The sequence below is a fragment of the Noviherbaspirillum denitrificans genome (assembly GCF_002211445.1).
Lineage (GTDB): Bacteria > Pseudomonadota > Gammaproteobacteria > Burkholderiales > Burkholderiaceae_D > Noviherbaspirillum > Noviherbaspirillum denitrificans.
In genome coordinates this window covers 3,717,192-3,728,902 of record NZ_LSTO01000001.1, presented here as the reverse complement: position 1 = coordinate 3,728,902, position 11,711 = coordinate 3,717,192, and the positions used below count along the sequence as shown (strand labels likewise).

Annotated in this window: 8 protein-coding genes; 4 read left to right on the top strand and 4 right to left on the bottom strand. The window is 62.6% G+C overall.

The window, feature by feature from the left end:
• Positions 1 to 59 precede the first annotated feature (59 nt).
• Positions 60 to 2,408 carry a xanthine dehydrogenase molybdopterin binding subunit gene (gene xdhB, locus AYR66_RS18040; protein WP_088709899.1) on the bottom strand — a complete coding sequence of 783 codons (2,349 nt, stop codon included), beginning with the start codon at positions 2,406 to 2,408 and terminating at the stop codon, positions 60 to 62.
• A gap of 4 nt (positions 2,409 to 2,412) precedes the next feature.
• Complete coding sequence (gene xdhA, locus AYR66_RS18035) at positions 2,413 to 3,879, bottom strand: xanthine dehydrogenase small subunit (protein ID WP_088708657.1); 1,467 nt, start codon at positions 3,877 to 3,879, stop codon at positions 2,413 to 2,415.
• Positions 3,880 to 4,324: 445 nt separating this feature from the next.
• On the opposite strand from xdhA, the gene uraH reads away from it, so the two are divergent.
• Positions 4,325 to 4,678, top strand: a complete 354-nt coding sequence (gene uraH / locus AYR66_RS18030) for a hydroxyisourate hydrolase (protein ID WP_088708656.1) — start codon at positions 4,325 to 4,327, stop codon at positions 4,676 to 4,678.
• A 200-nt stretch (positions 4,679 to 4,878) separates the two neighbouring features.
• Complete coding sequence (locus AYR66_RS18025) at positions 4,879 to 6,006, top strand: aminotransferase class V-fold PLP-dependent enzyme (protein WP_088709898.1); 1,128 nt, start codon at positions 4,879 to 4,881, stop codon at positions 6,004 to 6,006.
• A gap of 33 nt (positions 6,007 to 6,039) precedes the next feature.
• Here AYR66_RS18025 and AYR66_RS18020 read toward each other — a convergent pair whose 3' ends face one another.
• Complete coding sequence (locus tag AYR66_RS18020; RefSeq protein ID WP_206047213.1) at positions 6,040 to 7,641, bottom strand: EAL domain-containing protein; 1,602 nt, start codon at positions 7,639 to 7,641, stop codon at positions 6,040 to 6,042.
• 178 nt (positions 7,642 to 7,819) lie between these two features.
• On the bottom strand, positions 7,820 to 9,121 hold the full coding sequence (locus tag AYR66_RS18015; protein ID WP_088708654.1) for an NCS2 family permease: 1,302 nt from the start codon (positions 9,119 to 9,121) through the stop codon (positions 7,820 to 7,822).
• 472 nt (positions 9,122 to 9,593) lie between these two features.
• On the opposite strand from AYR66_RS18015, the gene AYR66_RS18010 reads away from it, so the two are divergent.
• On the top strand, positions 9,594 to 11,126 hold the full coding sequence (locus AYR66_RS18010; protein ID WP_088708653.1) for an ABC transporter ATP-binding protein: 1,533 nt from the start codon (positions 9,594 to 9,596) through the stop codon (positions 11,124 to 11,126).
• On the top strand, positions 11,119 to 11,711 hold a 593-nt coding region (locus AYR66_RS18005), incomplete at its 3' end, for an ABC transporter permease (RefSeq protein WP_141104269.1). The genes AYR66_RS18010 and AYR66_RS18005, both read left to right, overlap by 8 nt.

Here is an 11,711-nt window from a genome sequence, read left to right as displayed (position 1 = left end):
CCAGCCCCGCCGGTTCCGGCCGTGCTGCGAGCATGTTGATTGCGGCGAGCCAGTTCATCTTATTTTCCCGCAGCGCGCACCGCGTCGACCGCATTCAGGATGGCTTCGCTGGTGGCCGGCGCGTTGAGCGGCGGGTTCACCTTGTAGTCGCCCACGCTGGCAACCGCGTCGCGGATCGCGAAGAATACCGAGAACGGCAGCAGCAGCGGCGGTTCGCCGACAGCCTTGGAACGGTGGATGCTGTCGGACGCATTGCGGTTCTTGAACAGCTTCACGCGGAAGTCGCGCGGGCAATCGGAGATGCCGGGAATCTTGTAGGTCGACGGCGCATGCGTCATCAGCTTGCCGGCCTGGTTCCACCACAATTCTTCGGTGGTGAGCCAGCCCATGCCCTGGATAAAGCCGCCTTCGACCTGGCCGATGTCGATGGCCGGGTTCAGCGAATTGCCGGCATCGTACAGCGCGTCGGCGCGCAGCAGTTTCCATTCGCCGGTCAGGGTGTCGACCACGACTTCCGAGACGGCGGCGCCGTAGGCGAAATAGAAGAACGGATTGCCGGTCATCGACGCCGCATCCCAGTGCAGGCCGGGCGTTGCATAGAAACCGTCCGACCAGAGCTGCACGCGGGCGTTGTAGGCCTTGCGCACGACTTCCTCGAAGGGCTGCGGATTGCCGTCGATAACAATCTGGTTGTCCGCAAAGCGAATGCTTGCCGGATCGGCCTTCCATGCCTGTGCGGCAAAGGCGGTCAGGCGTTCGCGGATCTGGCGCGCGGCGTCCTGCGCAGCCTTGCCGTTGAGGTCGGCACCGGTCGATGCGGCGGTCGCCGAGGTGTTGGCAACCTTGCTGGTGTCGGTAGCCGACACGCGCACATGCGACAGGTCCAGACCCAGCTCATGCGCGACCACCTGCGCGACCTTGGTGTTCACGCCCTGGCCCATTTCCGTGCCGCCGTGGTTGACCAGCACCGACCCGTCCACATACACATGCACCAGCGCGCCGGCCTGGTTCAGGTGGGTGAGGTTGAAGGCGATGCCGAACTTGAGCGGCGTCAGCGCGATGCCCTTCTTCAGCACCGGGCTGGTCTCGTTGAACGCACGCACTGCGTCGCGGCGCTGGCGGTAATCGCTGTCGGCTTCCAGTTCGGCGACCAGCTCATGGATCACGTTGTCGACCACCTTCTGGCCATACTGCGTGACATTGCGGCCTTCCTCGTCGTTGCGGCCGTAGAAGTTGGTCTTGCGCACATCGAGCGCATCCTTGCCGAGCGTGCGCGCGATCTCGTCCATGATGTACTCGATCGCGATTGCACCCTGCGGACCGCCGAAGCCGCGGAAGGCGGTATTTGACTGCGTGTTGGTCTTGCCGCACAGCGCGAGGATGTCGACATCCGACAGGTAGTAGGTATTGTCGAAGTGGCAGACGGCACGCGTCGCGACCGGGCCGGACAGGTCGGCTGAATAGCCGGCGCGCGACACCATCTCCACCTTCGCCGCGAGGATGCGGCCGTCGTCGTCATAGCCGACTTCGTATTCGTAATGGAAATCGTGGCGCTTGCCCGTCACCATCATGTCGTCGTCGCGGTCGGCGCGCAGCTTGACCGGGCGGTTCAGCTTGGCAGCGGCGATCGATGCGGCGGCGGCCCACAGCGCGGACTGCGACTCCTTGCCGCCGAAACCGCCACCCATGCGGCGGCACTCCACTACCACATGGTGCGAATGCAGGTTAAGCGCATGTGCGACCACATGTTGCATCTCAGACGGATGCTGGGTGGAGCAGTAGACGTGCATGCCACGGTCTTCCTTCGGCACCGCATACGAGATCTGCCCCTCGAGGTAAAACTGTTCCTGTCCGCCGACATACAGCTCGCCCTTCACGCGGTGCGGCGCGCCTTCAAACGCCTTGCGGAAGTCGCCGCGCCGCAGGTGCATCGGCGGCAGCACGAAGGATTGCGCCTTCTTGGCTTCCTGCGGCGTCAGGATCGCCTGCAGCTCTTCATACTCGACCTTCGCCATTCGCGTGGCGCGGCGTGCATTGTCGTGCGTGTCGGCGATGACCAGGAAGATCGGCTGGCCGACGTATTCGACCAGGCCGTCGGCCAGGATCGGGTCGTCGTGGATGATGGGGCCGCAATCATTGGTGCCGGGGATGTCTTTTGCGGTATAGACAGCAACCACGCCGCGCGACTGCTTCACGGCGGCGAGGTCCATGCCCTTGATGTGCGCGTGCGCCTTTTGCGACAGGCCGAGCGCGGCGTGCAGCGTGCCCTGCATCTCCGGGATGTCGTCGGTGTAGGTGGCTTCGCCCAGCACATGCAGCGCGGCCGATTCATGCGGACGTGGCACGCCCACGGCCGCCCAGTCCTTGGCGGATTTCTGTTGCAGGAAGGATTCGGTGGTCTTGTTCATGATCTTAGGCGCAGGCGAAGGCATTGAGCGCTTCGGCGGGAAGCGGAGCGTCGGGACGGGTTTCGAGCCAGAAGCGGCGCAGCAGGTTCTGCGCGGACTTCATGCGGTAGGCGCTGGAGGCGCGCATGTCGGTGAGCGGCGTGTAGTCTTCGGCCAGCGCCTTGATGGCGTCATCGAGGGCGGCTTCATTCCATTCGCGGCCGTTGAGTGCCGCTTCCGCCTTGGGCGCGCGGCGCGAGGTGGCGGCCATGCCGCCGAAGGCGATGCGGGCTTCGCGCACGGTCTTGCCGTCGAGCGTGACGGCGAAGGCGGCGCAGACGGCGGAAATGTCCTGGTCGAAGCGCTTGGACAGCTTGTAGGTGCGGAAGTGTACAGCGGGCTGCGGCAGCGGCACACGTACCGCTTCGACGAATTCTTCCGGGCGCAGGTCCTTCTTCTGGTAATCGAGGTAGAAGGCTTCCAGCGGCATTGTGCGCCGGCCATCCTTGCCGCGCAGGACGATCTCGCTGCCCAGCGCGATCAGCCAGGGCGCGGAATCGCCGATCGGCGAACCGTTGGCGACGTTGCCGCCAAGCGTGCCGGCATTGCGCACCGGCAGGGAAGCGAAGCGCTGCCACAGCTCGGTCAGTTGCGGATAGTGCTTGCACACCGCCGCATAGGCATCGTTGAGCGTGACCGCGGCGCCGATCTCCAGCATGCCGTCGGCTTCCTTCACCTGCTGCAGTGCGGCCACTTCATTGATGTAGATGATGTCGCCGAGGTTGCGCATCTGCTTGGTGACCCACAGGCCGACATCGGTGGAGCCGGACAGGATGGTGGCGGCCGGCTTTTCGGCGCGGATCTGCACCAGTTGCTCGATCGTGCGCGGGATGTGGAAGGACTGGCCTTCGAAGGTATAGGTCAGCATGTCTTCGCGCTGGATCGCCTGCAGCGCGCCCTTGAGCGTGTCGCGGTCGAACTTCACCTTCGGCAGGTCGAGCATGCGATGGGCGGCGTCGATGATCGGGCGGTAGCCGGTGCAGCGGCACAGGTTGCCGGACAGCGTGTCGTCGATTTCCTTGCGTTCCGGGTGGCAGGACTTGTCTTCCTGCTTCAGGTACAGGCCCCACAGCGACATCACGAAGCCAGGCGTGCAGAAGCCGCACTGCGAGCCATGGCATTCGACCATGGCCTGCTGCACCGGATGCAGCGTGCCGTCCGGCTGCTTCAGGTCTTCCACGGTGAACAGCGCCTTGCCGTCGAGGGTGGGCACGAACTGGATACAGGAATTGACCGCCTTCAGCTCGACCGTATTGCCCTTCAGCTCGCCGAGGATGACGGTGCACGCGCCGCAATCGCCTTCGGCGCAGCCTTCCTTGGTCCCGGTGCAGTGATGGTCTTCGCGCACATGCTGCAGGATGGTCCTGGTGGGGGACGCATCCGAGACTGTCTGGACTTCACCGCGATAAATGTAACGAATGGCTTGGGTCATGCTCTCTCCACCATGATTTGTTGTGGCGCTAGGTTAGCATTGGGGCGCTGCGCAGCTATATCCGGAACATGATGCAGGGTATCCTCGGGCTGCGATACGGCGGATAAAGGTGTCAAAAGTTCATCATGCAAGATGCGTGCGAGAAGGGCAGGTGGCGGGTGCAATAGTGGGTATATGGGCTTGGATATAAGGGTGGCATGGGCGCGGGAGCTGCTGTTTATGGAACCCGTATCATCTTCCCCGTCATCCCCGCGGAGGCGGGGACCCAGTGTCGTTTCTCCGTTTCGCCAGACGCCGCTGGATTCCCGCCTGCGCGGGAATGACGGGAGCGAGACATAGGTGCGCGAGCTTATCCGCCCGCCCGCATGGCCCTTATAAGCTTCCCTCAATAAGCAACTCCACCCCCCGATATATCATTTCTCCATCCATTCCACAGGAGAAACCAATGGGCAAACTGAGCACGCACGTGCTGGATGTCACGCAAGGCAAACCGGGCGCCGGGGTACAGGTCGAGCTGTATGCCGTCGAGGCCACGCAAAGGACGCTGCTCTGCAGCACCGTCACCAACGCCGACGGCCGCTGCGATGCGCCGCTGCTGCAGGGCGAGGCTATGCGCGCCGGCCAGTATGAGCTGGTGTTCGGCGCCGGCGATTACTTTGCCGCGCAGGGCGTGACGCTTCCGCAGCCGCGTTTCGTCGACCGCGTCATCATTGCCTTCGGCATCGCCGATCCGGCCCAGAACTACCACGTACCGCTGGTTGTCTCCCCTTGGTCGTACTCCACCTATCGCGGCAGCTGAGCACCGGCCTGTCGGTCAATCTGCGTATTTGTTGTCGGACAAAGGAATTGCTGAAATGCGGGATTGCGCTGGAATGGTGCTTTCCTGCGCGCGGTCATCGTGCATTCCGGCACTTTCTGGTTCAATATGGGGTTCGGTTCATTTCTTCCGGCTCCGATAGAATCGGATGACCGGAACTTCTCACATTGATGGAGGCGCGCGTGCCAGGTCTGTTACCCAACGTCGATCCCGACGGTCTTCTCGAATATTCGGTCGTCTACACCGACCGCGCTATCAACCACATGTCCCAGCAGTTCCAGGGCGTGATGCGGGATGTCTCCGCAACCCTCAAGAAAGTCTACAACGCGAAATCCGCGGTCATCGTCCCCGGCAGCGGCACCTTCGGCATGGAAGCGGTATGCCGCCAGTTTGCGCACGGCAAGAAATGCCTGGTGATCCGCAATGGCTGGTTCAGCTTCCGCTGGTCGCAGATCCTCGAGATGGGCAACATCCCGGCTTCCACCACCGTGCTCAAGGCGCGCCCGGTGGAGCAGGGCAGCCAGGCGGCGTTCGCACCGGCCCCGATCGAGGAAGTGGTCGCAACGATCCGTGAAACGAAGCCCGACCTGGTCTTCGCCCCGCACGTAGAAACCGCGTCCGGCATGATCCTGCCCGATGACTACCTGCGCAAGGTCGCCGAAGCGGTCCACGCGGTCGGCGGCATGTTCGTGCTCGACTGCATCGCGTCCGGCGCGATCTGGGTGGACATGAAATCGGTCGGCATCGATATCCTCGTCAGCGCCCCGCAGAAAGGCTGGAGCGCGCAACCCTGCTGCGGCATGGTGATGCTCAGCGAACTGGCGCGCGAGCGCATCGACGCCACCACCAGCTCCAGCTTCGCCTGCGACCTGAAGAAGTGGATGCAGATCATGGAAGCCTACGAAGGCGGCACCTTCGCCTACCACGCCACCATGCCCACCGACGGCCTCGCCGTGCTGCGCAAGGTGATGCAGGAAATGGACGAATACGGCTTCGACAAGGTCAAGGCCGAACAGCAGGAACTCGGCAATCGCGTGCGCGCGCTGTTCGAAAGCAAGGGCATCCGCAGCGTCGCCGCCGAAGGCTTCAAGGCGCCGGGCGTGATCGTCAGCTACACCACCGATGATGATGTGAAGTCGGGCAAGAAGTTCGCGCAGGCAGGCCTGCAGATCGCCGCGGGCGTGCCGCTGCAATGCGACGAGCCGGCGGACTTCAAGACCTTCCGCGTCGGCCTGTTCGGGCTCGACAAGCTGCACAACATCGAGCGAACCGTGGCGAACCTGGAGCGTGCACTGGCGCAGTTCCAGTAATGTTTTTCCGCTGGCCGCATCCGCGGCCAGCCATCATCTCGCATGTCCCGCGCTGACCGCTTCGTCCAGCTGGGATTTCATCAGCGCGGCCTCGAATTCCGGGAACGGCATCGGTTGCCCGAACAGCAAGCCTTGTGCGTACTGCACACCGCGCTTGCGCAGGAATTCCGCTTGTATCGCCGTCTCCACGCCTTCCGCGATCATCACCATCTTCAGGCTGTTTGCGATATCGATGATATGCAGGATCACCTGGCTCGTCGCCGCTCCCGTATTCAGCGTGTCGACGAACGATTTGTCGATCTTCAGGCAGTCAAACTCGACCCTTTCCAGGAAGGAGAGGCTGGAATAGCCGGTGCCAAAGTCATCGATCGCCACGCTGATGCCGGCCTTGCGCAGGCCGTTCACCGTCTCTGCCGCGGCAACGGGATCCGTAAAGCCGCGCTCCGTCGCTTCGGCCATCAGGTTCCCGGGGCCGGCCCTGGTGTCGGCAATCAGGGCATAGAGCAGCCCGACCGTCTCTGGCGCATGCAGGTCGGCTGAAGAGAGATTGATGCCGAGATGGAAGTCCGGGTAGCGGAGGAACAGGTCCCCCGCGTCTCTTGCAATGAGTTTGATCACGCGCGCGGTGATTTCGCGGATCAGGCCAGAGTCTTCTGCGATAGGAATGAAGATATCCGGACGCACCATCTCGCCACCCGGCCTGCGCCAGCGGACAAGCGCTTCCGCGCCAACCCATGTGCCGCTGCGCAGGTCCACGATCGGCTGGTACATCATGAAGAACTCATCCTGCCTCAGCGCGGCCCTGATGACGGCGGGCATGGCCAACTGCGACCTGGCCAGGCGGAAAATCGCGAAAGCGAGTACCAGTCCCGCAATGACGCCGATCGGCACGAGGAACATGGCGATGGCCTGGACGCCTTCACTGACGTGCTGCATGGGCAGCGCGGCAATGGCGGCGAAGTGATAACGCGGTGATGAGACTGCGGCAACCACATGGTCGCGGTCAGCGAAGATGACCTCGCCGCCGCTCGCCAATGCATTGATCCATTGCTGCTTTACCGGACCCCGCGCGCTCAGGATTTCGCGGCTTGGGCCGGAAAGCGTGGCCAGGGAGACATCCGGCGATTCCGTCGTGACATCGATCGGAAGATCCTTGTGGATGACTGCAGCATAGCCGTCCTGTTCCATCACGATGAAGCGGGAGCCTCTGGCGAACGGGAACTCGACATTGCGGCGCAGGCGCATTCCGGCAGGCTGGACCAGGTCGACGGGTCCGATATCGAAATCGACGTCTTCGCTGCCCAGCGACGAGCAATCGAAATGGTTGCCTGAAATGTGGCCAATGGCCTGGATGTAGCTCGATCCGACATCGATCTGGCGCATCAGCTGGAGGTTGGCATCGGAACAGGGTTCCGGCGAACGCGACAGGATGGAAATACCGCTGTTGATCTGCTCGGCCGTGAGGTCGGTGCGCTTCAGGACGTCTTTCGCATACGTCAGCACACGTTCTTTTGCCGCCTCAAGTGCTTGCTGTTCGGCCACATGGATAGTCACGAAAATTGGCGCGGCGATGGCGAGCATCGCAACCATGAGCGTGGCAATCGTTGTGATGCCTTGTCTCAATGGCGCACGCATTCATTGCTCCAGCGGCCTCGCATTCGTGAAATCCGGTAAGACGTTTGTTATTGCTGACAGGGGAGTCAAGAATACCTGCTTCCGGCAGGACGGTACATGGCCGCGAACGGAAAATAAAAAGGCGGGAAGGCATGTCGTCCTTCCCGCCTGCGATGTTGCACCCTGATGGTGCGCCGGATTACTCAGCCCCGAGATAGATGTAGCGGAACACGAAGATCGCGGCAATGATCCACACGATGATCGGCACTTCCTTTGCGCGGCCGGTGAACAGCTTCAGCCCGGCGAAGGAAATGAAGCCGAAGGCCACACCGTTGGCGATCGAGAAGGTGAACGGCATCATCAGCGCGGTGATGACGGCCGGCACGCTTTCCGTTGCCTCTTCCCAGTCCACTTCCGACAGGTCGCGCAGCATCAGGCAGGCAACGTAGAACAGCGCGGGAGCGGTTGCATAGGCAGGCACGGCGCCGGCCAGCGGAGCGATGAACAGGCAGGCGAGGAACAGCAGCGCCACCGCTACCGCGGTCAGGCCGGTGCGGCCGCCGGCCTGCACGCCGGCCGCGCTTTCGATATAGGCGGTGGTGCTGGACGTGCCGAGGAAGGCGCCGCCGACGATTGCCGTGCTGTCGGCGATCAGCGCCTTGTTCAGGCGTTCCATCTTGCCGGTCTTCAGCAATCCGGCGCGCGTGGCGACGCCCATCAGCGTGCCGGTGGCGTCAAACAGTTCAACCAGGAAAAACACCAGCACGACATTCAGGATGCCGATCGACAGGGCGGCCGACACATCCAGCTTGAACAGTGTCGGATCGACGGAAGGCGGCGCGGACACGATGCCGTTGAACTTGTTGCCGCCGAAAATGAAGCTCAGGATGGTGACGGCCACGATGCCGATCAGGATCGCGCCTTTGACCTTGAGGCGGTCCAGCGCGACGATGATGAAGAAGCCGACGATGGCGAGGATGGCCGGCGCCTTGTGCAGGTTGCCCAGCGTGATGTACGTCGCGGGATTGGGGGCGACGATGCCGGCGTTCTTCAGCGCGATGATGCCGAGGAACAGCCCGATACCCGCCGTGATCGCGATGCGTATCGAGCGCGGGATGCCGTTGACGATCATTTCACGGATGCGCAGCACGCTGATGGTCAGGAACAGCATGCCCGAGATGCACACCGCGCCCAGCGCCGCCTGCCAGGTGTAGCCCATGCCCAGCACCACGGTGTAGGCGAAGTAGGCGTTCAGGCCCATGCCCGGCGCCAGCGCGATCGGGTAGTTCGCATACAGGCCCATGATCAGCGTGCCCATGGCGGCCGCTACGCAGGTGGCGACGAACACCGCATCCTTGGGCATGCCCGCATCGCCGAGGATGGAAGGGTTCACGAAAATGATGTAGGCCATCGTCAGGAAGGTGGTCAGGCCGGCCAGCAGCTCGGTCCGCACATCCGTTCCCTGTTCTTTCAGCTTGAAGAACCTCTCCAAAAAGCCCATGCTTTGTTCTCCTGTTCGACTTGTTTCGGCTTGTCCTTGCCTGTTCTCCAAGGTGTTCAATTGTCTCTCTCCTGAACGTTCTGTTTGAGAATGGCGCCGGCTATTAGAACGCATTTTCATGCGTTCTGCTGACGGCAGCCATGCGTGCGGGGTGTCCGTGGGCCGTAATGTCCTATAGAACGCGGGGGTTTGGATACGCGGGGTTGAATAGGTGACATATGGCGGGGAGAATATGCGCTTGCACACCGCCGTCGTCCTGCATTTGAAAGGGGCAATTTTTCTTCGATACCACCGATACAGCCCCCGTCCTACAAACCTATATCCTGGCATCTATATTGCTCATACAGACAAAGGTATAGTGGTGTGGAATATTTGATGTAATTTTCGACAAGAACCAGAATAAATCCACAACGAGCCACTACCATTACGCCTTCGTCGTTTTTAGTAGTAGCAGCTCCCTGAAGAGTGAGACATGGACACCCGCTTAACCCTGAGCCGGATCACGAAGAAATACCCTTCCGTGGTCGCCAATGACGGCATCGACCTGAACGTTCTGCCAGGGGAGATCCATGCGATCCTCGGCGAGAACGGCGCCGGCAAGTCGACCCTGATGAAAATCATCTACGGCGCGGTCAAGCCGGACGAAGGACAGGTCTTCTGGAATGGCCGTGAAGTGCGCATCGCCAACCCGGCCGAGGCGCGCAAGCTCGGTATTGCGATGGTGTTCCAGCACTTTTCGCTGTTCGACACGCTCACCGTCACCGAAAACATCGCGCTCGGCTTGCCGAAGGACACCGACCTGCACGAACTGAGCAAGCGCATCCGCGAGATTTCGCACCAGTACGGCTTGCCGCTGGAACCGGAGCGCCATGTGCACACGCTGTCGGTCGGCGAATGCCAGCGCGTCGAAATCGTGCGCGCGTTGCTCGCCAAGCCGCAACTGCTGATCCTCGACGAGCCGACCTCGGTGCTGACGCCGCAGGCTGTCGAAAAATTGTTCGGCACCCTGCGCCAGCTGGCGAAGGAAGGCTGCAGCATCCTCTATATCAGCCACAAGCTCGACGAAATCCGCGCGCTTTGCCATAAATGCACCGTCATGCGCGCCGGCAAGGTCACCGGCATCTGCGATCCGACACAGGAAACCGCCGCCAGCCTGTCGCGCATGATGATCGGCGCCGAGCCGCCGGCGATCAAGGCGGTCGACCGCCTGCCGGGAGAAAAGCTGCTGTCGCTGCGCGACCTGTCCCTGCCGAAAAGCCATCCCTTCGGCACCGAACTGCTGGACATCAACCTCGATGTGCACGCGGGCGAGATCGTCGGCATCGCCGGCGTGTCGGGCAACGGCCAGCAGGAACTGCTTGCCGCGCTGTCCGGCGAAGACCCGCGCGCCAAACCCGATGCGATCCTCCTCAACGGCGAACCGGTCGGCCGCATGAACGCCGCGCGCCGCCGCAAGCGCGGCCTCGGCTTCGTGCCGGAAGAACGCCTCGGACGCGGCGCGGTGCCCGACCTCTCGCTGGCGCACAACATCCTGCTCTCGCACCAGGACAGGAACACCGTGCGCAAGGGCCTGATCCGCTTTGGTGCAATCCATGACCTCGCCGCCTCCATCATCGGCCGCTTCAAGGTGAAGGCGCCCGGACCGCAGGCGACGGCTGGCAGCCTGTCCGGCGGCAACCTGCAGAAATACATCGTCGGCCGCGAAGTGATGCGCGACCCGAAAGTGCTGATCGTCGCGCAACCCACCTGGGGCGTGGACGTCGGCGCCGCCGCGCAGATCCGCGCCGAACTGGTCGCGCTGCGCGATGCCGGCTGCGCGCTGCTGGTGGTGTCCGAAGAACTTGATGAACTCTTTGAAATCTCCGACCGCCTCGTGGTGATCGCCAAGGGCCGCCTGTCGCCCTCGATCAAGCGTTCGCAGGCCACGGTCGACCTGATCGGCCAGTGGATGAGCGGATTGTGGGATGAAAAACAAACGGCACGCCAGGAGGTCGCCAATGCTTAAGATGGAAAAGCGGCCCAGCCCGTCGGCGCTGATGTCATGGCTGTCGCCCGTGTTCGCCGTGCTGCTCACGATCTTGTGCGGCGTGGTACTGTTCCTCGCGCTGGGCAAGAACCCGCTCACCGGTCTCGAAGTGTTCTTCATCGAACCGGTCAAGAACTTGCAGGGCTGGGCGGAAGTCGGCGTGAAGGTGGCGCCGCTGCTGCTGGTCGCCGTCGGCCTCGCGATCTGCTTCCGCGCGAACGTATTCAACATCGGTGCCGAAGGCCAGCTCGTGATCGGCGCGATGACCGGCGGCGCGGTCGGCCTGTATTTCGACCAGGGAGAGGGCGGCGGGGCGCTGATGATCGCGCTCGTGCTGATCGCCGGCATGCTGGGCGGCATGGCGTGGGCGGCGATCACCGCCTTCCTGCGCGACCGCTTCAATGCCAATGAAATCCTCGTCTCGCTGATGCTGGTCTACGTTGCGCAGCTGCTGCTCAACTACATGGTGCACGGCCCGCTGCGCGATCCCGAAGGATTCAACTTCCCGCAGTCGCGCATGCTCTCCGACGGTTACCTGTTGCCGAATATCCTCGAAGGCACGCG

Excerpts from the sequence above, each read along its gene's own strand:
- xdhB (WP_088709899.1), bottom strand. The coding sequence starts at position 2,408 with ATGAACAAGACCACCGAATCCTTCCTGCAACAGAAATCCGCCAAGGAC.
- xdhA (WP_088708657.1), bottom strand. The coding sequence starts at position 3,879 with ATGACCCAAGCCATTCGTTACATTTATCGCGGTGAAGTCCAGACAGTC.
- uraH (WP_088708656.1), top strand. The coding sequence starts at position 4,325 with ATGGGCAAACTGAGCACGCACGTGCTGGATGTCACGCAAGGCAAACCG.
- AYR66_RS18020 (WP_206047213.1), bottom strand. The coding sequence starts at position 7,641 with ATGCGTGCGCCATTGAGACAAGGCATCACAACGATTGCCACGCTCATG.
- AYR66_RS18015 (WP_088708654.1), bottom strand. The coding sequence starts at position 9,121 with ATGGGCTTTTTGGAGAGGTTCTTCAAGCTGAAAGAACAGGGAACGGAT.
- AYR66_RS18010 (WP_088708653.1), top strand. The coding sequence starts at position 9,594 with ATGGACACCCGCTTAACCCTGAGCCGGATCACGAAGAAATACCCTTCC.